The organism is Roseovarius sp. MBR-6 (assembly GCF_040547525.1).
Taxonomy (GTDB): Bacteria; Pseudomonadota; Alphaproteobacteria; order Rhodobacterales; family Rhodobacteraceae; genus Roseovarius.
Genome location: NZ_JBEPPW010000019.1, coordinates 34,769 through 56,190, shown reverse-complemented (window position 1 = coordinate 56,190; position 21,422 = coordinate 34,769). Strand labels below are relative to the sequence as shown.

The following is a 21,422-nucleotide window of genomic DNA, read 5'->3' as shown; positions in this document are numbered from 1 at the left end:
ACAGGATCGCGCGGGTGGTGGCGGGGTAGTCGATACGCATCGGCGCGCTCCTCTCGAAGTGGGCGTGGAGGCCAGCCCCCACACGCAGGGTCAAGGGGGGGGGGGGGGGGCCCCCCCCCCCCCCCCCGCCCCCCCCCCCCCCCCCCCCCCCCCGGCCCCGGGGGGGGGGGGGGGGGGGCCCCCCCCCCCCGCCTGCAACGGCTCAATCGGGGATGACGGCGGTGGCGTCGATCTCCACCAGCCAGTCGGGCCGCGCCAGCGCACTGACGACAAGCCCGGTCGAGACCGGATGCACGCCCCGGATATAGTCGCCCATGGTGCGATAGACCGCCTCGCGGTGGCGCACATCGGTGATATAGACCACCACCTTGACAAGGTGTTCCATCCCGCCGCCCGCCTCCTCGATCAACTGGCGGATGTTCTGCATCACCTTGTGGGTCTGCTCCACCGGGTCGTGGCTCTCGATGTTTTTCGCGTCGTCAAGGTTCTGCGGGCATTGTCCGCGCAGCCAGACCGTCCGCCCGCCCCGCGTCACCACCGCCTGACAGAGATCGTTGTCGAGGTTCTGCTCGGGATAGGTGTCGCGTGTGTTGAATTTGCGGATGCGGGTATGCGCCATGTCGTGCCTCATGCCTTGCCTTGTCCTGCCTCGATCCGGCCCAGCAGGTAGCGGGCGAAATCGTAATTGGGCCGCTCCAGATGCGACAGGTGCCCGGGCCGCGCCAGGGGCGCGCAAAGCCCGCGATAAACCCGCTCGGTGCAGCCGCGATCCTCAACGTTGACGGCGTCGAGCAGGGTCTTGAGCTGCGCGAAATTCGCCGCCGCATCTTCGTCGCCCGCGAAATCATCCGACATGCCGCCGCCAAAGCGGATATGGACCTGCCCGGGCCCCCGTGGCAGCAGCGACAGATACCAGAAATAGCCCGGCGTCAGCGTGATCATCAGAGACGGGTAAATCGCCAGAAGCCATGTGGTGCGCCGCGCATCGCCCTCAAGCCGCGTGTTCGACGGGTGCGCGCAGGCGATGCGCAGGCTCTCATCCTTGAGGATCGTGTGGTGGTTGAACGCCGCGTGTCCTGGCGGGCAGACCATTTCCTCCAGCCTGCTCAGCCCGCCGATCGTGCCCGCGTGACAGACCGGCAGGTGATAGCTCTCCATGAAGTTCTCGGCCAGCACCTTCCAGTTGGTGTCCCAGACATGCTCTTCGGCAAAACTCTGGCTGTAGCGCGTCATGTCATAGTCTGCGATCATCGCCGCAAGATCGGCCAGACGTTCGGCCACGGGCGGCGTGTCGGGATCGAGCGTGACAAAGACCCAGCCCAGCCATGTCTCGCAGCGCACGCGCGGCAAGCGGTAGTCCTCTTTGCAGAAGCCCGCATTCTGCCCCATCGCGGGCGCACCGCGCAGGCTGCCGTCAAGATTGTAGGTCCAGCCGTGATAGGGGCAGGTGATCGCGCGCGTGTTGCCCGAACCGTGCAGCAGCGTGGACATGCGGTGCAGGCACACGTTCGACATCGCCCGCAAGCTCCCGTCGCGGTCGCGCAGCACCAGAACCGGTTGACCGGCCAGATCGCAGGTCAGGTAATCGCCGGGCTGCGCCAGCCCGTCGACGCGCCCCACGCAATACCAGTCGCGGGCAAAGACATGCGCCAGTTCCAGCGCCGTGAAATCGGGGCTGACATAGACCTCGGGCGGCATCGCGCGCGCCTCCTCGAACGGCACGCCCGCCGCCGCGCGCAGCCCCTGCAAGATGTCGTCCCCCAAATCCCTGGCCATGCCGCGTCCGCCCCTCTTCGTCGCGCCGATGATCAACCGCGCGCGCCCGCCTGTAAAGCATGGAACGCCTCAGGGCGGCATAGGCCGCGACTAAGCCGCGTCTTTCGCGCTCAACCGCTCGAAGAGAAGCGCCACCGCCTCGGCACCGGGGTCGTTGTGTCCGGCCAGGCTCTCGGCGGAGAGATAGCTTGCACGTCCCGCGCGCGCGCGCGTGATACCTGCCGTCGCATCGGCGCCCTGCCGCGCCGCCGCCGCCGCCGCGGCCAACCCGCCCTCCAGCGCGTCGAGCGCGGGGGCAAGCGCGTCGATCATGGTGCGGTCGCCCTCTTGCGCGCCGCCCACCTGACGGATGCGGTCAAGCCCCGCCTTGAGCGCGCCGATCATGTCCTGCCCGCTGGCCGAGGCATCGCCTGCGGCGGCAAAGAAGATCGCCAGAAGCACCCCCGAGGAGCCGCCCATGGTCTGGCTCAGCTCCAGCCCGATGGCGCGGTAAAGCTGCGTCTGGTCCGCCAGCGGCAGCCGGTCGAGCGCGCCGCCGAGGGCACGCGCCGCCGTGGCCAACGTGCTGCCCGTATCGCCGTCGCCCGACTTGGCATCAAGCGCGTTGAGCGGTCCCTCCGCCTCGATCAGGATGGCGCAGCACCGCTCGATGAGGGCGCGCATCGCGGCATCCGGCGAGGGGATCGGCCGGATCGGCGTGAGGCCGTCGGGCAGGGCCACCACCTCGACACCCGCCACGGGCAGGCATCCGGGCCAGGCCCAGGGGGCGACCGGCGCGGTCAGCGCCGCCTCCTCCGCCCGCCCCGCAGGCAGAAGCGAGACGGAAAACCCCTGCATGTCGAGCGAGGTCATCATCGGCGCAGGCCCCACCAGCCAGCGAATTTGCGCCCCGATCTTCGAGCCAAGCAATTCCTCGGCCAGCACACCCATTTCCAGGGGCGTCGCCCCGCCCAGATTGTTCAGCAGCGCCACATGCGGCCCCGGAGCGATGCGCGGGGCGAGCCGGTCCACAACCATCTCCATTGCCGCGCGCGCGGTCGAGAAATCGACCTGTTCGATCCCCGCCTCGCCATGAATGCCAAGGCCCAGCTCTGCCTTGCCGGGCCTGATCCGCGCCTCCTTGGCACTGCCGGGAATGGTGCAGGTATCAAGCGACATGCCGATGGAGACGACACCCCTGATCACCCGTTCCGCTGCTTGCGTCACCGCATCGAGATCGGCCCCCTGTTCGGCCAGCGCGCCCGCGATCTTGTGCACGAAAAGCGTGCCCGCCACGCCGCGCGGCTGCGGCAGGTCCGGGAGCGCGATATCGTCATCGACGATCACCATGCTGACCCGCAGCCCCTGCGCGCGCGCCCGTTCCGCCGCCAGCCCGAAATTGAGCCGGTCGCCGGTGTAGTTCTTGACGATCAACAGGCACCCCGCCTTGCCGGTCACCGCAAGGATCGCCGCCAGCACCGCATCGACCGACGGGCTGGCAAAGACCTCGCCGCAGACCGCCGCCGTCAGCATCCCCTGCCCCACGAAGCCGGCGTGGCTTGGCTCATGCCCCGAGCCGCCGCCCGAGATGAGCGCCACGCGCGAGCGGTCCCAGTCGGTGCGCATCACCACCTTGATATGCGGATAGCCGTCGAGCCGCGCCAGCCGCCCGCCCGCAGTGCGCAGCATCCCGTCGATGGCCTCGGTGACAAGGGTTTCGCGTGTGTTGATGAATTGCGGCATGGGGACCTCCTCAGGACATGCGGTTGCCGGCGGCGTCGAAATAGAGCGCGTTGCGCGGGGTAAGGGCAAGGCGGTCGCCCGCCTGATAGGCGGCGTGCGGATCGGTCAGCGTGACGATGTCGTGCCCGTCCAGGCGCAGATGAAGCCGGGTCTGGTCGCCGAGGCGCTCCACGCGCACCACCTCCGCCGCGCGCCCCTCGCCCAGCCGGATATGTTCGGGGCGCAGACCGACGGTTTTCGCGCCGCTCGGTGCGCCACCGAATATGCCAGCCGGAAGCGCATTGATGCGCGGCTGTCCCAGACGCGCGGCCACATACAGGCTGACCGGGCTTTCGTAAATCTCGCGCGGGGTGCCGAATTGCACAAGGCGGCCCTGATCGAGCACGCCAATTTCGGTGGCCATGGTCATCGCCTCGATCTGGTCATGGGTCACGTAAAGCAGCGTGCGCCCAAGGCTCGCGTGGATGCGCGTCAACTCCACCCGCAGATCGGCGCGCAGCTTGGCGTCGAGCGAACTCAGCGGCTCATCCATCAGGTAAAGCCGGGGCGTGCGCACCAGCGCACGGCCGATCGAGACGCGCTGCATCTCGCCCCCCGAAAGCGCGGTCGCCTTGTTGTCGAGCTTGTGGGAGATGTGCAGCACCTCGGCCACCTCGGCCACCTTGCGCGCGATCTCGGCCTCGGGCGTGCGCAGCGCCGGAGAGCGCAGCGGAAAGGCCAGATTGTCGCGCACGCTCAGATGCGGGTAGAGCGAATATTGCTGGAACACCATCGCCACGTCCCGCTCGGCGGGCGTATCGCGCAGGACCGAACGCCCGTCGATGGCGATATCGCCCGCATCGGGGGCCTCCAGCCCGGCGATGAGGCGCAGCGTGGTCGTCTTGCCAGCGCCGGTCGGCCCCAGCAGCACCACGAAGGCACCATCGGCCACCGTCATCGTGACCTCGTCGAGCGCCACCGTCGCGCCATAGCGTTTGCTCACGCCGCGCAGCACCACCTCAGCCATGCGAGAGCACCCCCTCGTTGAGGTCCGAGCGGAGTGCGCGCCCGCTCTGGCGATCAAAGAGCGTGACGGTCGCGCCGTCAAAGGTCAGCCCCACGCTCTCGCCGGGACGGGCGCGCTGATCCGAGGGAATGCGCGCCTTGATCTCGCCATTGGCGGTGGCCAGCGTCACGATCTGCGTGGTGCCAAGATATTCGGCGGCCAGCACCTCGGCGCGATAGCCGGCCCCGTCCGACAGGTGAACATGCTCCGGGCGCACCCCGTAAACCATATCCCCGTCGAAGGGCACGCGCAGGGCGGGCACCGGCAGGGCATGGTGATGCAGATGAACCTCGGTCGCCCCCGCCTCCACCGCGCCATGAAAGCGCAGGAAATTCATCGGCGGCGCGCCGATGAAATCGGCGACGAACATGGTGGCGGGCTTGTCATAGATGTCCTGCGGCGTGCCGAACTGTTCGACAACGCCGTGATTCATCACCACGATCTTGTCGCCCATCTGCATCGCCTCAAGCTGGTCATGGGTGACATAGACCGTGGTCGCGCCCATCCGGTCATGCAGCGCGCGCAACTCCTCGGCCATATGCTCGCGGAATTCGGCGTCGAGCGCGCCAAGCGGCTCATCCATGAGGAAACACTTTGGGTTGCGCACGATCGCGCGGCCCAAGGCGACCCTCTGCCGGTCCCCGCCCGACAGCCCGCCCACGGGCCGGTCCAGCATCTCCTCGATCCCGAGGATGCGCGCCACCTCGGCCACGCGCCGCTTCACCTCCGCGCGCGGCCGCCCCTCGCTGACCAGCGGATAGGCGATATTGCGGCGCACGTTCATATGCGGATAGAGGGCAAACATCTGGAACACGAAGGCAATATCGCGCTGGCTTGCCGGTTTGCGCCCCACCTCCTCGCCGTCGATCCAGACTTCGCCAGATGTCGGGATCTCCAGCCCCGCGATCATCCGCAGCGTGGTGGTCTTGCCACAGCCCGACGGCCCCAGCAGCATGAAGAACTCGCCATCCTCGATCTTGAAGGACGAGGATTGCACGGCGGTGAAACTGCCATACTCCTTGCGCAGGTTGCGAATGACGATCTCGGCCATGCCTACTCCGGGAAATGGCTGGTGATGAGGAACATCACCGTGCCGGTCAGGGTGACAAGGAAGGACCACGAATAGGCCCAGAGCGCGAAAGGCTGCATCAGCATGACCACGCCAAGCGCGATGAGGATCGAGGCGACCATCTCCCACGGTCCCCGGCGCAGGCGGATCAGGCCGTGGAGAAACCGCCTCATTTCCGCACCGCGCCAAAGGTGATCCCGCGCAGCAGGTGCTTGCGCAGAAGGATCGTGAACACCATCACCGGCAAGAGGAAGATCGTCGCCCCCGCCGCCACGGCGGGCCAGTCGCGCCCGCCGACGCCGATGATCGTGGGGATGAAGGGCGGGGCTGTCTGCGCCGTGCCGGAGGTCAGCAGCACGGCGAACGCATATTCGTTCCACGCAAATATCAGACAGAAGATCGCGGTCGAGGCGATGCCGGTGGCGGCCTGCGGCAGCACCACCTTGCGAAACGCCTGAAACCGCGTGTAACCGTCGATCAGCGCCGCCTCCTCATACTCGCGCGGGATCTCGTCGATGAAGCCCTTGAGCAGCCAGACCGCCAGCGACAGGTTCACCGCTGTATAGAGCAGGATCATGCCCGCATGGGTGTCGCTGAGGCCAAGCGCGCGGAACATCAGGAAAATCGGGATCGCCACGGCAATGGGCGGCATCATCCGCGTGCTTAGGATGAAGAACATCAGATCATCCTTGAGCGGCACCCGGAACCGCGAAAACGCATAGGCCGCCAGCGTGCCCAGAAAGACCGACAGGAAGGTGGAGCCGAAGCCGATGATCACCGAATTGAGGAACCGCTCGCCATAGCGCGACGGGCCGGTGATCACCATGCCCTTGTCATGCACTATCCGCTCATACCAAGTCCCGGGCGCGGACACCTCGCCCGCCACCTGCCGCGTCTGCGTGGTGAAGAGGTTGACATAGCCCTCCAGCGACGGCTCGAACAGAACCTTGGGCGGATAGGCGATGGCATCCGACGAGGTCTTGAACCCCGTCGCCATGATCCACAAAAGCGGCATCAGCGTGATCAGCGCATAGACCACCACCAGCACACCGGCGATCCACTTGAGCCGGGTCGAGGGCCCGGTGACCGAGGCGGCGCTCATCGTTCCTTTACCTTGTTGAGCGCCTTGACGTAGATCGAGGCAAGGCCGAACACCGTGACGAACAGGATCACCGCATAGGCCGAGGCGTAGCCCGTGCGCCATTTCTCGAACGCCTCGCGCTTGAGGTCGATCGAGGTGAGCGTGGTGGTGTTGCCCGGCCCGCCACCGGTCAGTTGCACCACCAGATCGAACATCTTGAAATTCTCGATGCCGCGAAACAGCACCGCCAGCATCAGAAAGGGCAGCACCATCGGCACGGTGATTGTCCAGAACTGCCGCCATTTGCTGGCGCGGTCACATTCGGCGGCCTCGTAGATCGATTCGGGGATCGAGCGCAGGCCGGCCAGACAGATCAGCATGACAAAGGGCGTCCACATCCATGTATCCACGATCACGATGGCCCAGGGTGCCAATGCCACCTCGCCGATCATGGTGAAACTCGTGGGATCAGCCCCGGTAAAGAAGGCCACGACGTAATTGAACAGGCCAATCTGCGGCTGGTAGAGGAAGGTCCAGAAATTGCCCACCACGGCGGGGCTGAGCATCATCGGCAGCACGATCACCGTGGTCCAGAAATTCGAACCGCGAAACTTCGCGTTGATCAGCCAGGCCAGCGCGAACCCGATCAGCACTTGGAAAAACAGCGTCCAGAACAGGAAATGCGCGGTGGCCTGCATGGTCTGCCAGATTTCCGGGTCGCTCAGGATGCGCTGGTAATTGCGCAAGCCCACCCATTCCACCTCGGCATTGGGCCGGTTGGCGCGGAAATTGGTGAAACTCAACCGGATCGTCCAGATCAGCGGAAAGATGTTGATGGCCAGCAGCAGAAAGATCGTCGGCGCAACAAACACCCAGGCAATCGCCCGGTCCGAGAGGCCGCGCACCTTGTGCGCGATCCCCGGCGGCGTGGCGCGGGCGGCACGATCCATCGCTGTCCCGGACATGAGACCTCGTCCTTTCATGGCGTGGGAAAGGGGCCGCCGTCAGGGGCGGCGGCCCGGTGGTGGCTCAGAGCTTGCCGTCATCCTCGAACACTTCGGTCCAGTCTTTGAGCAGCGCATCAAGCGCCTCCTGCGCCGTGCCCTCGCCCGCAATCACGTAGCGGTGGACGCGGTTCTGCATCGCCAGCAGCAATTCGGCATAGGTCGGCTCTGCCCAGAAATCCTTGACGATGGCCATGGAATCAAGGAACGCCTGCGCGTAGGGCTGGCTCTCGGCGAAGCCGGGGGCGTCGACCACCGCTTGCAGCGCGGGCGCGCCGCCCATGTCCCACCAGCGCTGTTGCACCTCGGGTTGCGCGAACCACTTGATATACTCAAGCGCGGCCTCCTGGTTCTGGGAATAGGACACCACCGAAATCCCCTGACCGCCCAGTTGCGCGAACTGTCCTGCAGGCCCCGCGGGGTTGGGGAAATAGCCCGACCGATCACCGCCCACATTGGGATCGGCATTCACGCCCGGCCAGATGAAGGCGAAATTCATCTGGAGCGCGGCCTGCCCGGATTTGAAGGCGTCGATCGTCTCGGACATATACCAGTCGGACGAGCCCGGCGGCGTGCAGCAATCGTAAAGCGCCTTGTAGAATTCCAGCCCCTCGACGGCACCGGACGAGTTGACGAAACCGGGCATGTCATAGGGCTTTTCCGGGTTCTCGTAGAGAAAGCCGTAATTGTAGAGCGCGTTGGTCACGCCCATGGTGATCCCCTCCGAGCCACGCTCGGTATAGATCGCGGCACCGTAGACCGTGGTGCCGTCGATCTCGCGGCCCTGGAAAAACTCGGCGATGTCCTTCAATTCGGCCAGCGTCTCGGGCACGCGCAACTCACGGCCGTATTTTTCCTTGTATTCGGCCTGCAATTCGGGCCGCTCGAACCAGTCGCGGCGATAGGTCCAGCCGACCACGTCGGCATAGGCGGGCAGCGCCCAGTAGTTCGGCGTGCCCTTGGGCCATTCGGCATAGCCCGTCACGGTGGCGGGGATGAAATCGGCCATGTCGATGCCGTTGGCGTCGAAAAAGTCGTTCATCTTGACGTAATGGCCTGCCTCGGCCCCGAGCCCGATCCACTGGCTGTCGCCGATCATCAGATCGCAAAGCTGACCGCGCGAATTGAGCTCGTTGAGCATCCGGTCGGCGAAATTGGGCCAGGGCACGAATTCGAAATTCATCGTGTGGCCGGATTGCGCCTCGAAATCCTTGCTGAGTTCCACCAGCGCGTTGGCCGGGTCCCAGGCGGCCCAGCAGAGCGTAAGATTGGCCGCGCGCGCCTCGCCCGCAGCAAGGCCGGTCGCGGCGGCAAAAGCTGCGCCAGCCAGAAGAGCGGTTTTCTTCATGGGGTTCCTCCTCCCGTGTCGGAAATGCGCCCTGTCACCGGCGCAGCACACCGCCGCATGAGACTCGGGGTGTCGCAAGATTGGTATATGAGGAACGTGCCTCAAATCAACAAAATAATCCGCGCGCCGCGCCTCCGCTGCGCGCCGGACCGTCTTAGCCGATGTTTTCACGCAAGATTATCTCGATCCGCACGCGCTCTTGTGCCTCGTAGATCGACAACCCGTCGCAAAGCGCGCGCAGCACCCGCAGCGCGCTGCGCGCCAGATGGCCCACGTTCTGCGCGATCACCGCCGCCAGCGCCCCCTCGCGCAGCGCGGATTCGGTTGTGGGGGTCAACTCATGGGCGATGCTGACCAGATTGCCGGTGCGCCCGCTCTCGCGCAGCGCATCCAGAAGCGCGGTATTGCCCGACCCCATCGAATAGACGCCCACGACATCGCGCCGCGCCAGAACCTCGGTCACGACCGCGCGCATCCGGGCCGGATCGTCGAAGGATTCCACCGACGGCAGCACCCGCATCCCCGCGAACTCCGTCGCCATCACCGCGTCGAACCCCAGCCGCCGCTCAAGACTGTCGCGCGCGCGCATGGAGTTGGACACCACCAGAACCTCGCCCGGACGGCGCACGAAACGCCCCATCAAAAGCCCTGCCGTGCGCCCTGCGGCCACGCTGTTGGTGCCGATGAAATGATCGCGCCGCGAATTGGGCAAATCAGAGACCAGCGCCACCACCGCGACCCCCGCCGCCTTCAATCGCGCCACTGCGTCGCGCACCTGCGGCGTCTCCGGCACCATGAGCGCGACGCCGTCCAGCGTCTCGGCGGCAAGCTGTCTCAGGCGGCGCACGATGGCGTGCGGATCGAGCAGCGGCACGCGCACGATCTCGATGGCAGTGCGGTCCGAGATCTGCGCGGCATGGGCCTCGTCAAGCGCGGCGCAGAGGCTTGCCGCGAACTGGTTCGGCCCCTCGGGCAGGATAAAAACGAACCGATAGAGCCGCTTGCGCGCAAGATTGGCGGCATAGGTGTCGCGCACATAGCCAAGCCGTACCACCGCGTCCTGAACCTTGGCAATGGTCTTGTCGCGCACGCCGGGGCGCGCATTCAGCACCCTGTCCACTGTGGCAAGGCTGACCCCCGCCTCTTTTGCGATGTCATGGACGGTGGGGCGGTTCACGGGCCTCTCCTTTGGGGACGAGGATACGTTGCGCGCGTGACAAGCGTCAACAGAGCCCGGGTGCCGCGCGGCACTGTCACGCCACGGACGGCAACACCACCTCGATCAATCTGGGGCCGTCGCCCGAGACCCGGAGCGTGGCGGGCGTGGCGCGCTCGAACGGCAGGCCGCAGGCATTGGCGAAGGCCGCAAGTTCGGGCGGGCGCGGGGCACAGCCGATCACCTCGGCCCCGGCGTCGCGCATCGCGCTTGCGATCTCGCCGAAACCACGGTTGTTGAAGACGATGAAGGTGATGTTCAGCCCCTCTTCGGCGGCGGTCAGCACCTCGCCCAGCGCGAACATCAGCCCGCCATCCCCGATCAGGCAGAGCACGTGCGCCCCCGGCTCGGCCAGTGCTGCCCCCACTGCCGCCCCCGTGGCATAGCCGAGCGCACCATAGCCGGTGGCGGCATTGAACCAGCCGCCGGCGCGGTCATGGTCGTAATAGAGGTTGCCCGCATAGACCACCTGCGTGGAATCGCCCACCATGATCGCACCGGGCAGGCTGTCGCGCAGGCGCTCCAGAAGGTCCACCTCGTCCGCGTATCCCGCAGGCAGGGCGGCGCGGGCGGCCCGACGGGTTTCGTCCGCGCGGGCCGGGCCATGGGCGGCGCGGGCGGCCCGACGGGTTTCGTCCGCGCGGGCCGGGCCATGGGCGGCGGGGGCACTTCGGGTGAGGTGCGGCAGGACAGTGGCCACATCGTCAGGAAGGGCCACCGCGACGGGGTGGCGGGCCAGTTGTTCGGCGTCGATCTCCACGCGGATCGTCGCCGCAGGCACCGCAAACCCACCGTCGCCATACATGTCGCAATCGGTCGGTCCCAATTCGCTGCCAAGCACCAGCAATGGGTCGGCATTCCGGATCAGGTCGCGCACCGGCGCAAGACTGGGCGAGGCCGGCACCACGAGCGGATGCCCGTGCAGAAGCCCGCGCGCATTGGTCGTCAGGATCACCGGCGCGCCAAGCCGCTCGGCCAGCGCGCGCAAGGCCGCCTCCGCGCGCCTGCATCCGCCACCGGCCAGGAGCACCGGGGCCTGCCCGGCCTCCAGCAGCCGGTTCGCGGCTTTGATGTCGCCATGCGCCTCGCTTGTGCGCGGTTGCCCCACAGTCGCCTCCGGCGCGGCCGCCGTCATCAGGTCGAGCGGGATCTGAAGATGCACGGGACCGCCGCGCCCGGTGGTCAGCGCCGTGGCGGCACGGTCGAGGAGCGAGGGCAGATCCTCGGCCCGGTCAAGATGCAGCGCCGGACCGAGCGTCGCGGTGAGGGCCAGTTGATCGGGCAGTTCATGCAGATAGCCGAACCCCTTGCCCAAAGTGTCGCGCCTGTTCACGCCAGAGATCACCAGCATCGGCACCGAATCCGCCCGCGCCTGCGCCATCGGCGTGAGGATATTGGTGAGGCCGGGACCGGTGATGACCAGCGCCACGCCGAACCGGCCCGACACGCGCGCATACCCATCGGCCATGAAGCCTGCCCCCGCCTCGGTGCGCGGGGTGACATGGCGGATGCCTGCGCCCGCGAGCGCACGATAAAGCTCGATCGTGTGGACGCCCGGAATGCCGAAAATCACTTCGACCTCCAGCGCCCTGAGCCACGCCACCAGCCTTTCGGCCACAGTTCTCATGCGCGCAAGACCGGGCGGGTCAGGCAGGTCGGGCCGCCCTCGCAGGCAATGCAGAGCGCGTCCCCCTCGAACACCTGCACCCGGCAGCCCGCCGTCTCCATCAGGGCCCGGGTCCGGGGAAAGCCGTCGATCATCACCAGATCGCGCGGCCCGAGCGCCAGCACGTTGAGGCTGAGCCCGTTCGAGGCGAAAAATTCGTCCTCGGGGGCGTTGAGAAGGGTCCAGCCGCGCGCGGTCATCTCAACCCAGAGCGCATGAGGCAAGAGCGGCGCATGGATCAGCGCGATATCCGGCCCCAGCGGCGAGACCAGCGACATCAGGTGCAGACAGGCCGCAGGACCGGTCCAGTAAGGCAGGTCATAGGCCTGCACGCTGATGCCGTGGGGGCGCAGAATATTGCTCAGCGCCGCGATCCCCGCCTGATTGGTGCGCGCCCCGCGCCCGACGGCCAGCGTCTGCGGATCGAGCCAGAAGCAATCACCCGCCTCCACCGTGGCCTCGCCGGTCAGACGCCCGATCACCGGCACGCCAAGCTCTTCGTAGCAGGCGGCGTGAAGCCCCGGCTCGGCCCGGCGCAACGCCTTGCCCATGTTCAGAAGAACGGCCCCGTGGCGGGTGACGAAGGACGGATCCTGCACAAAGACCGCATCCGACAGCCCGTCATCCGGCGACGGTATCCAGTGGATCTCGGCCCCGCTGTCGGCCACGATCCGGGCCAGCTCCGCGTGTTGCACCGCCGCGCGCGCCGGATCGAAGCCGGGGCCATAATGCCAGTCCTGGGGGTCGCATCCCGCCATCGCGGGCCCCGGCGCGCGCATGATCACGCGGGCGAGCGGTTTCGAGCGGTCTTCGGATCCGTAAGCCATGGGCAGCCTTTCGCGCAGAACTAATCGCTTGCATGATTGCCGGGGCTTTGGCCAGATACAACGACAAACCGGTTGCGCGCCCCTTTGCGCGCGGCCTTCGGACCAAGAGGCGCACCGAGCGCCCGCCCATCCAACAGAGGAGAGAGACATGAAACGACTGGCCCTGATGACCACGACGGCCCTGATCGCCCTTGCCGGTATCGCGCAGGCGGATCAGGTGCGGATCGGCATTGCCGCCGAACCCTATCCGCCCTTCGCCGCGCCCGATGCCGGGGGCAACTGGATCGGCTGGGAGGTCGAGATCATCGACGCGGTCTGCACCGCCGCCGAGCTTGACTGCGCCCTGACCCCGACCGCTTGGGACGGGATCATCCCGGCGCTCCTCTCCGAGCGGATCGACGCCATCATGGCGTCGATGTCGATCACCGCGGACCGGCTTCAGACGATTGATTTCTCGGACCCTTATTACAACACGCCGACCGTGATCGTCGGACAGCGCGGCATGGAGATGGACGCCACGCCCGAAGGTCTGGCGGGCAAGGTTCTGGGCGTGCAGGTCTCGACCATCCACCAGACCTATGCCCAGGCCTATTTCGAGGCGGCGACCGAGCTGCGCACCTATCAGACCCAAGACGAGGCCAATCAGGACCTCGCCGCGGGCCGGATCGACGCCACGCAGGCCGACAGTCTGGCGATGGATGATTTCCTCAAGACCGACGCCGGCGCGTGCTGCGAAGTCAAGGGCGCGGTCGCCCATGACGAGGGCATCCTCGGCTCGGGCGTGGGGGCAGGCGTGCGCAAGGGCGATGACGCGCTGCGCGAGGCGCTCAATCGCGGGATTGCCGCGATCCTTGCCGACGGCACCTATGACGAGATCACGGCGCGCTATTTCGCCACCTCGATCTATGGCAACTGAGCCTGGCCGGGGCGGGTGATCGACTGGCTTTTCGCGCTGTGGCCGGGGCTTGAGGTCTCGGTCGGGCTTCTGGCGCTCGAGCCTCCGGGCTGGGGTGCCAATCTGCTGCGCGGCGCGCTGGCCAGCCTTCAGATCGCGGCGGGGGCCTTTGCGCTTGGTCTCGTGATCGGCACCTTCGGGGCGCTTGGCAAGCTGCATGGCGGGCCGGTCACACGCGATCTTCTTGCGATCTATACGGTCGTGGTGCGGGCCGTGCCCGAACTCATTCTGATCCTGCTTCTGTATTACGCGGGCACCGACCTGCTGAACCAGGCGCTGCGGGCCATGGGCCAACGGCCGGTGGAGATTTCCGGCGTCGCGGCGGGCATTGCCGTTCTGGGCATCGTCCAGGGGGCCTATGCGACCGAAGTGATGCGCGGGGCGATCCAGTCCGTGCCGCGCGGCCAGCATGAGGCGGCGCGCGCCTTCGGGATGGGGCCGGTCCAGACCTTCCGCCGGATCACCTTTCCGGCGATGCTGCCGCTCGCGCTGCCGGGCCTGTCCAATCTTTGGTTGATCGCCACCAAGGACACGGCATTGCTGGCCATCGTGGGTTTTGCCGAACTGACACTGGAGACGCGGCAGGCCGCCGGATCGACGCGGGCCTATTTCACCTTCTTTCTGGCGGCGGGGGCCATTTACCTGATGATGACGCTCGTCTCGGGGCGCATCTTCGGCTGGATCGAGACGCGCTACCGGCGCGGCGAGGCGGCAGGGTGAGCCGCCGATGGGAGCGCATCGCCGAGGAGGTGCTGGTGCCGCATCGCCTTGTCATGCTCGCCCTGGCGGTCGGCCTTGCGGTCTGGGCCGGGCTGTCGCTGCGCTGGCACTGGATCCCTCGCTACGCCGATCTGGCGGCACAGGGCCTCTGGCGCACGCTCTGGCTTTTGGGGGCAAGCTGCCTCATCGGCTTTGCGCTTGCCGTGCCGCTCGGGCTTGCGCAGGCGGCGGGGCCGAGGATGCTGGCGGTTCCGGCACGGGCGTTCTGCACGGTGATCCGGGGCACCCCGCTTCTGTTGCAATTGTGGCTGATCTATTTCGGCCTCGGCAGTCTTTTTCCGCAATATCCATGGATCCGCGAGAGCGATCTCTGGCCCTATCTGCGGCAGGCATGGCCCTATGCCCTGCTGACACTGTCGCTCAGTTTCGCGGGCTACGAGGGCGAGGTGATGCGCGGTGCCTTCCGCTCTGTTCCGCACGGCCAGCTCGAGGCGGCCCGCGCCATGGGCATGAGCCGCTTTGCCATCCTGCGGCGGATCTGGCTGCCGCAGGCCTTGCAGCGCGCGCTGCCCACGCTCGGCGGCGAGACCGTTCTGCAACTCAAGGCGACCCCGCTGGTGGCGACGATCACGGTGATCGACATTTACGCCGTTGCCAGTCGCGTGCGGCAGGATACATTCATCATCTACGAGCCACTTTTGCTGCTGGCGCTCATTTACATGGCGATTGCCGGGGTTCTGGCCTTGATCTTCAAGCTGCTTGAACAGCGTTTCAATCGCGGCATGGTCGGATGACATCCGTCCCCGGCGCGCACCGGCGCGGGATCACCGCTATCCCAGTGCATACCCCGCCCCGCGCACCGTGCGCAGCGGATCATCACCGCCATGCTGGCACAAGGCCTTCCTGAGCCGCCCGATATGCACATCCACGGTGCGCGTATCGACATAGATATCGCGCCCCCAGACCCGGTCGAGCAACTGCTCGCGCGACCAGACGCGCCCCGGCTTCTCCATGAAGGTCGAGAGCAGACGAAACTCTGTCGGACCAAGCTTGAGCGGCTTCTCGGCACGCATCACCCGATAGGTTTCGGAATCGAGCACGATATCCTTGTATTCCAGCCGCTCGCCCACGCTGGCGGGCCGGGTGCGGCGCAATTGTGCGCGCACCCGCGCCATGAGTTCGACCAGCGAATAGGGCTTGATGACATAGTCATCGGCACCGGTTTCCAGCCCGCGCACGCGGTCCACCTCCTCGGATCGAGCCGAAAGCATGATGATCGGAATGCCGCGCGTCTCGGAGCGGGTCTTGAGCTGGCGGCAGACCTCGATCCCCGAGACATTGGGCATCATCCAATCCAGAACGATGATATCGGGCGGCATTTCGGCCACCATCATCAGCGCCTCCTCGCCGTTGCTGGCCATCAGCACGCGAAAGCCGTCGGCCTCGAGATTGTAGCCCAGAACCTCCCGCTGCGCGGGCTCGTCCTCGACCAGAAGCACGGTGGGTTGATCGGCTGGCATTGGATGTGTCTTTCGTTCAGGCGGGCGCGATGGAGGGGTCGGTCGAGGTCTTGTCGCCCTTGGGGCGCGGCTCGTCGGGCATCTGGCCCGTCACGAGATAGATCACCTGCTCGGCCACCGACGTGACCAGATCGCCCATCCGTTCGGTGTTCTTGGCGATGAAATGCAGGTGCATGCAAGGCGTGATGTTGCGCGGGTCCTCCATCATGAAGGTGAGGAATTCGCGGAAGATGGCGTTATACATCTGGTCCACGTCCTGATCGCGGTTGATCACCTCATGGGCCAGATCGGCGTCGCGCTGGATATAGGCGTCAAGCACGTCCTTGAGCATCTCCTCCACCTCGCGCGCCATTCGCCGCAGCGCGGCCGGAGAGCCGTTGACCGGGGCCATGGCCGACAGCACCGAGGTGCGCTTGGCGATGTTCTTGGCATAGTCGCCGATCCGCTCGAGGCTGGCGGAAATCTTGATCACGGTCAGCACGAGGCGCAGATCGCTTGCCGTCGGCGACCGGAGCGCCAGCACACGCGCGGCCTCCTCGTTGATCTGCTCCTCGAGCGCATCAATCGCCTTGTCGCGGCCGCGCACCTCTTCGGCCAGTTCCTCGTCGCGGGTCTCGAGCGAGCGCGCGGCATCGGCGATGGCGCGCTCGACCATGCCGCCCATCTTCATGATCTGGGCCTGGATGGTCTCTAGGTCCCTGTCGAAGGAGGAAACGATGTGCTGTTCGTTGGTCATGTCTGGTCCTCGCCTCAACCGATGCGCCCGGTGATATAGCTTTCGGTGCGCGGGTCCTTGGGATTGGTGAAAATCTGCCCGGTCTCGCCGAATTCAACGAGATCGCCGAGATGGAAGAACGCGGTTTTCTGACTGACGCGCGCGGCCTGCTGCATCGAGTGGGTGACGATCACCACCGAAAATTCCTGCCGCAATTCGTCGATCAGTTCCTCGACCTGTGCCGTGGCGATGGGATCAAGCGCCGAGCACGGCTCGTCCATCAGCAGGACCTCGGGCGCGGTGGCCACGGCGCGGGCAATGCACAGACGCTGTTGCTGGCCGCCCGAGAGGCCGGTGCCCGGCTCGTTCAACCGGTCCTTGGCCTCGGTCCAGAGCGCGGCGCGGCGCAGCGATTTCTCGACGATCACGTCAAGATCGGCCTTGGTGCGGGCCAGACCGTGGATGCGCGGGCCGTAGGCCACGTTGTCGTAGATCGACTTGGGGAAGGGGTTCGGCTTCTGGAACACCATGCCCACCTTGGCGCGCAACTGCACCGGGTCGATGCGCTTGTCATAGATGTCGGCCCCGTCGAGCGTGATCTTGCCGGTGACGCGGCAGATGTCGATCGTGTCGTTCATGCGGTTGAGACAGCGCAGGAAGGTCGATTTGCCACAGCCCGACGGGCCGATGAAGGCGGTCACGGTGTTGTCGAGGATATCGACATCCACGCCCTTGATGGCCTCGGTCTCGCCGTAGAAGACATGCACGTCGCGGGCCGAGAATTTTACTGTGCTGTTGTCCACCGTTCTCTCCAGTGTGGGCGTATCATACATCGGGCTGTCCTCTCGGGTCCGGGTTACCATTTGCGCTCGAACTTGCTGCGCAGGTAGATGGCGACGGCGTTCATCGTGATCAGGAAGGTCAGCAGCACCAGGATAGCAGCGGATGTGCGGCTGACAAACCCGCGTTCGGGGCTGTCGGCCCAGATGAAAATCTGGGTGGGCAGGGCGGTGGCGCTGTCGAAGGGTGAGGTCGGCGCCGAGGTGATGAAGGCATTCATCCCGATCAGCAGCAGCGGCGCGGTCTCGCCCAGGGCCTGTGCAAGGCCAATGATCGTGCCGGTCAGGATGCCGGGCATGGCGAGCGGCAGCACATGGCCGAACACCACCTGATGCTTGGACGCCCCTACCCCAAGCGCCGCCTCGCGGATCGAGGGCGGCACCGCCTTCAGCGCGGCGCGCGTGGCGATGATGATCGTCGGCATGGTCATCAGCGCCAGCGTCATCCCACCCACGATGGGCGCCGAGCGCGGCATCCCGAACCAGCCGATGAACACCGCCAGTGCCAGGAGGCCGAACACGACCGAAGGCACGGCGGCGAGGTTGTTGATATTGACCTCGATAAGGTCGCTCCACTTGTTCTTGGGCGCGAATTCCTCGAGGTAGATTGCCGCCCCTATCCCGAGCGGGAAAGAGATCAGGAAACACACCAAGAGCGCCCAGAACGACCCCACCAGCGCCCCCTTGAGGCCCGCAAGCTCTGGAAACCGCGAATCGGCATTGGTGATGAGGCCCCAGTTGACCGGCTGGCTGATCTTGCCCGCCGCATCGAGTGCGTCGAACCAGGCGATTTCCCGGTCGTTGACCCGGCGTTGTGCCTCCGGGGTCTCGCGTTTGACAAGATCCTTGGCCAACTGATCGAACGGGTCGGAGACGGGCACCGTGAGCGTGACCGTCTGACCGACAAGCGAATGATCGGCCGCCACCATGTCGCGCAACGTGAACTGCGCCCCGTTGGAAAAGATGTTCTGGAGGCTGCGCAGATCGGCGCGCTCGGTCACCTCGGGAAACTCCTTCTGGAGGCTCGCCAGAAGCACCTCACGGAAGCCGCCGCGCGGCAGTTTCTCGACCGAAATCTCCTCGGGATCGACAAAGACCTCGATGGTGATATGGGTCTGGGTAAAGGCCTTGTAGCCCGTCGAGACCAGCGAGGCGATGAGGATGAAGAGCATCAGCGCGGCAAAGCTGATGGCGGCAAGGCCAAGGCCCTGAAGCATCACCTGCTTGCGGTTGCGCCGCTTCACGAGGTCAGAGCCGGAGCCCGCGAAGGGCGCGTCCTGTGCGGAAATATCGGTCATATGCCCTATCCTCAATCGTAGGCTTCGCGGTATTTGCGCACGATGCGCAACGCGAACACGTTGATTATCAGCGTCACGATGAACAGCATCATCCCGAGCGCGAATGCCGCCAGCGTCTTGGGGTTGTCAAAGGACGTATCGCCAATCAGCAGCGTCACGATCTGAACGGTGACGGTGGTCACGCTGTCGAGCGGGTTGATCGTCATCTTGGCGATGAGACCCGCGGCCATGACCACGATCATCGTCTCGCCGATGGCACGGCTCACCGCCAGCAGAACGCCGCCGACGATGCCGGGAATGGCCGCCGGAAACAGCACGTTGAGCATCATCTCGGCCCGCGTCGCCCCAAGGCCGAGCGCCCCGTCGCGCAGGCTCTGCGGCACCGCCGAGAGCGCGTCATCGGCAAAGGAGGAGATGAACGGAATGAGCATGATCCCCATCACGCTGCCCGCTGCGAGCGCAATGTTTGGCGAGACATCCACCCCGATGGCGGCGGCGAAGTTGCGCATCGCCGGGGCCACGACAAGGATGGCGAAAAAACCGTAGACCACGGTAGGCACGCCTGCGAGGATTTCCAGAAAGGGCTTGGCCACCGCGCGAAACTTCTTGGGCGCGAACTCATTGAGATAGATCGCCGTCATCAGACCGACCGGCACCGCCACCAGAAGTGCGATTACCGTGATCACCAGCGTGCCCAGCATCACCGGCAACCAGCCGAACGCCCCTTCGGCCGCCACCTGATCCTCGCGCAGGGGGATCTGCGGCTCCCAGTTGGTGCCGAACAGGAACTCGGTCACCGGCACCTTGGCAAAGAATTTGCCCGTTTCGAACATCAGCGAGGCGATGATGCCGACAGTCACGAAAATCGCCACGACCGAGCAGAAGATCATCAGGCCGGAGACGATCCTTTCCACCCCGTGACGCGCGCGAAACTCGGCTGCGACCTTGCGGCGGCTGAGCACGACAAGCGTCAGCGAGAGCACGAGGATCATGATCAGAAGCAGCGTATCGGCCCGCGTATTGAGCGTGACATACCGCTCGGCCGCGTCGAATTTCCATTGCTCCGGCGTGCCGAACACGGCCCCGCGCGAGATAGACTTGATCTCGGCCACGATGAGTTGCACCTCGCCGGTTCCAAGACCGTCGAGCCGCTCGGAAATCCCGCCCTTGAGCAGGGCGTCGATCACCGGACCCTGAAGAACCTGCCACAACAAGATGAGCACAAGGGCAGGCACGAGCACGGTCAGCAGCGAATAGAACCCGTGAAAGCCCTCGAGCGAGTGGAGCCGGGTGCCATCGGCGCGGATGGCCGATGCGGCCTGCCGGTTCCAGATATAGCCCGCGACGGCCAGCACGAAGAGACAGAGAAAGGCGGCGGTTGTCATGACAATGTCTTTCGGGATTCAAGGAAAACCGCCCGGCGCGGGGCCGGGCGGCTATCGGTTCAGGTCCCGATCAGGACTTGGGGCCCATGGTCTCGCCGCCGATCACGGCTTCCTGGGTCTTGGCGCGGATATCGTCCGGCAGGACCACCATGCCGCGTTCGCTCAGGTAGCCACCCGGTGCCATCGCGTCATCGGACATGTATTCCTCGATGAATTCCTGAAGGTTCGGGATCACGCCGCGATGCGCGTTCTTCACGTAGAAATAGAGCGGACGCGAGACCGGATAGGAGAAATCGCCGATGGTCTCGGCCGAAGGCTCCACGCCGGCAATCTTGACCGCCTTGAGCGCGTCGAGGTTCTCGTAAAGGAACGAGTAGCCAAAGATGCCCATGGCATTGGGGTCGGCATTGAGGCGCTGAACGATCAGGTTGTCGTTCTCACCGGCTTCGACAAACGGCCCGTCCTGGCGCATCCGCGAGCAGTTTTCCTTGACCGCCGCCTTGTAGGCGTCGGCGTCGGCTTCCTTGAGGGCCTTCATCGCCGGGCGCGCTTCGCAACCGGGATGCATGGCCAGTTCGACAAAGGCGTCGCGCGTTCCGGATGTCGGCGGCGGGCCATAGGCGAGGATGCCCACATCGGGCAGGCTCGCGTCGATGTCGGACCATTTCTTGTAGGGGTTGGCAACCCAGCCATCGGCGGTCGGCACTTCGGCGGCCAGCGCAAGGAAAATCTGCTCGAGGCTCAGGTCCCAATCGGCTTCGGCGCTGCGCGAAATGGCGATCGACAGACCGTCATAGCCGATCAGCGCTTCGGTGATGTCGGTCACGCCGTTCTGCACGCAAAGCTCGTATTCCGAGGCCTTGATCGCGCGCGAGGCACCCGTGATGTCGGGGTGGCCTTCGCCGATACCGCCGCAGAAAATCTTCATGCCGCCGCCGGTGCCCGTCGATTCGACGATGGGCGACGGCGCGCCGGTGTTGTTGGCGAACTGCTCCGATACAGCCTGGGTATAGGGGAACACGGTCGAGGAACCGACGATGCGGATCTCGTCACGCGCAGCGGCGGCGCTGGCGGAAACCGCGAGAATGGCGAGCACGGACGTGCTGAGTTTGTGAAGGGACATGATAGCTCCTGGTTTTCCGATTCGGCCCATGTCTTGAGCCTTGCTGAGAGCCGTAGGCGGCTTGGATGAAACCTATGCAACATTTTTGTGACAGATTTATAACACAGGGCGAC

General features: G+C 65.7%; 21 protein-coding genes. 3 read left to right on the top strand and 18 right to left on the bottom strand.

Annotated elements, in window-relative coordinates:
• Nucleotides 1-202 precede the first annotated feature (202 nt).
• The 12 genes from ABIE57_RS17540 to ABIE57_RS17485 all read right to left on the bottom strand — a co-directional run bounded on the left by ABIE57_RS17540 (nt 203) and on the right by ABIE57_RS17485 (nt 12,754).
• Nucleotides 203-619, bottom strand: a complete 417-nt coding sequence (locus ABIE57_RS17540; RefSeq protein WP_354540326.1) for a RidA family protein — start codon at nt 617-619, stop codon at nt 203-205.
• 8 nt (nt 620-627) lie between these two features.
• Entirely contained in the window at nt 628-1,776 is a 1,149-nt protein-coding gene (locus ABIE57_RS17535; RefSeq protein WP_354540325.1) for an aromatic ring-hydroxylating oxygenase subunit alpha, read from the bottom strand.
• Between the two features lie 90 nt (nt 1,777-1,866).
• Complete coding sequence (locus tag ABIE57_RS17530; protein ID WP_354540324.1) at nt 1,867-3,498, bottom strand: dihydroxyacetone kinase subunit DhaK; 1,632 nt, start codon at nt 3,496-3,498, stop codon at nt 1,867-1,869.
• Between the two features lie 10 nt (nt 3,499-3,508).
• Nucleotides 3,509-4,504 carry an ABC transporter ATP-binding protein gene (locus ABIE57_RS17525; RefSeq protein WP_354540323.1) on the bottom strand — a complete coding sequence of 332 codons (996 nt, stop codon included), beginning with the start codon at nt 4,502-4,504 and terminating at the stop codon, nt 3,509-3,511.
• On the bottom strand, nt 4,497-5,594 hold the full coding sequence (locus ABIE57_RS17520; RefSeq protein ID WP_354540322.1) for an ABC transporter ATP-binding protein: 1,098 nt from the start codon (nt 5,592-5,594) through the stop codon (nt 4,497-4,499). Before ABIE57_RS17520 ends, ABIE57_RS17525 begins: the two co-directional genes overlap by 8 nt.
• Nucleotides 5,595-5,596: 2 nt before the next feature.
• On the bottom strand, nt 5,597-5,785 hold the full coding sequence (locus ABIE57_RS17515) for a hypothetical protein (RefSeq protein WP_354540321.1): 189 nt from the start codon (nt 5,783-5,785) through the stop codon (nt 5,597-5,599).
• Complete coding sequence (locus ABIE57_RS17510) at nt 5,782-6,714, bottom strand: carbohydrate ABC transporter permease (protein WP_354540320.1); 933 nt, start codon at nt 6,712-6,714, stop codon at nt 5,782-5,784. Before ABIE57_RS17510 ends, ABIE57_RS17515 begins: the two co-directional genes overlap by 4 nt.
• Complete coding sequence (locus ABIE57_RS17505; RefSeq protein ID WP_354540319.1) at nt 6,711-7,658, bottom strand: carbohydrate ABC transporter permease; 948 nt, start codon at nt 7,656-7,658, stop codon at nt 6,711-6,713. The genes ABIE57_RS17510 and ABIE57_RS17505 overlap by 4 nt, the downstream gene beginning before the upstream one ends.
• Nucleotides 7,659-7,722: 64 nt before the next feature.
• A complete protein-coding gene (locus ABIE57_RS17500) occupies nt 7,723-9,045 on the bottom strand; it encodes an ABC transporter substrate-binding protein (protein ID WP_354540318.1) in 1,323 nt (440 codons plus the stop codon).
• 154 nt (nt 9,046-9,199) lie between these two features.
• Complete coding sequence (locus tag ABIE57_RS17495) at nt 9,200-10,222, bottom strand: LacI family DNA-binding transcriptional regulator (RefSeq protein WP_354540317.1); 1,023 nt, start codon at nt 10,220-10,222, stop codon at nt 9,200-9,202.
• Between the two features lie 76 nt (nt 10,223-10,298).
• Nucleotides 10,299-11,888: a 5-guanidino-2-oxopentanoate decarboxylase gene (locus ABIE57_RS17490; RefSeq protein WP_354540316.1), complete on the bottom strand. Its 1,590-nt coding sequence runs from the start codon at nt 11,886-11,888 to the stop codon at nt 10,299-10,301.
• A complete protein-coding gene (locus tag ABIE57_RS17485) occupies nt 11,885-12,754 on the bottom strand; it encodes a dimethylarginine dimethylaminohydrolase family protein (protein ID WP_354540315.1) in 870 nt (289 codons plus the stop codon). Before ABIE57_RS17485 ends, ABIE57_RS17490 begins: the two co-directional genes overlap by 4 nt.
• 148 nt (nt 12,755-12,902) lie before the next feature.
• Between ABIE57_RS17485 and ABIE57_RS17480 the strand changes: the two genes are divergently transcribed.
• From ABIE57_RS17480 to ABIE57_RS17470, 3 genes are read left to right on the top strand one after another with little or no spacing between them, the layout of a single operon-like run.
• The gene (locus ABIE57_RS17480; RefSeq protein WP_354540314.1) at nt 12,903-13,670 is read left to right on the top strand and encodes a transporter substrate-binding domain-containing protein; all 768 of its coding nucleotides are present in this window, start codon (nt 12,903-12,905) and stop codon (nt 13,668-13,670) included.
• 15 nt (nt 13,671-13,685) lie between these two features.
• On the top strand, nt 13,686-14,429 hold the full coding sequence (locus ABIE57_RS17475; RefSeq protein WP_354540313.1) for an ABC transporter permease: 744 nt from the start codon (nt 13,686-13,688) through the stop codon (nt 14,427-14,429).
• Between the two features lie 53 nt (nt 14,430-14,482).
• Complete coding sequence (locus ABIE57_RS17470; RefSeq protein ID WP_354540330.1) at nt 14,483-15,223, top strand: ABC transporter permease; 741 nt, start codon at nt 14,483-14,485, stop codon at nt 15,221-15,223.
• 36 nt (nt 15,224-15,259) lie between these two features.
• Here the strand turns inward: ABIE57_RS17470 and phoB are convergent, their stop codons facing one another.
• The 6 genes from phoB to ABIE57_RS17440 form a co-directional block, all read right to left on the bottom strand.
• Entirely contained in the window at nt 15,260-15,949 is a 690-nt protein-coding gene (gene phoB, locus ABIE57_RS17465) for a phosphate regulon transcriptional regulator PhoB (RefSeq protein WP_354540312.1), read from the bottom strand.
• Between the two features lie 16 nt (nt 15,950-15,965).
• The gene (phoU, locus tag ABIE57_RS17460; RefSeq protein WP_354540310.1) at nt 15,966-16,685 is read right to left on the bottom strand and encodes a phosphate signaling complex protein PhoU; all 720 of its coding nucleotides are present in this window, start codon (nt 16,683-16,685) and stop codon (nt 15,966-15,968) included.
• Between the two features lie 14 nt (nt 16,686-16,699).
• The gene (gene pstB, locus ABIE57_RS17455; protein ID WP_354540309.1) at nt 16,700-17,497 is read right to left on the bottom strand and encodes a phosphate ABC transporter ATP-binding protein PstB; all 798 of its coding nucleotides are present in this window, start codon (nt 17,495-17,497) and stop codon (nt 16,700-16,702) included.
• A gap of 23 nt (nt 17,498-17,520) precedes the next feature.
• Nucleotides 17,521-18,801 carry a phosphate ABC transporter permease PstA gene (pstA, locus tag ABIE57_RS17450; RefSeq protein WP_354540308.1) on the bottom strand — a complete coding sequence of 427 codons (1,281 nt, stop codon included), beginning with the start codon at nt 18,799-18,801 and terminating at the stop codon, nt 17,521-17,523.
• Between the two features lie 11 nt (nt 18,802-18,812).
• Nucleotides 18,813-20,186 (bottom strand): phosphate ABC transporter permease subunit PstC, encoded by a 1,374-nt coding sequence (pstC, locus tag ABIE57_RS17445; protein ID WP_354540307.1) that lies wholly within the window; start codon nt 20,184-20,186, stop codon nt 18,813-18,815.
• 70 nt (nt 20,187-20,256) lie between these two features.
• Entirely contained in the window at nt 20,257-21,309 is a 1,053-nt protein-coding gene (locus tag ABIE57_RS17440) for a substrate-binding domain-containing protein (protein WP_354540306.1), read from the bottom strand.
• Nucleotides 21,310-21,422 lie beyond the last annotated feature (113 nt).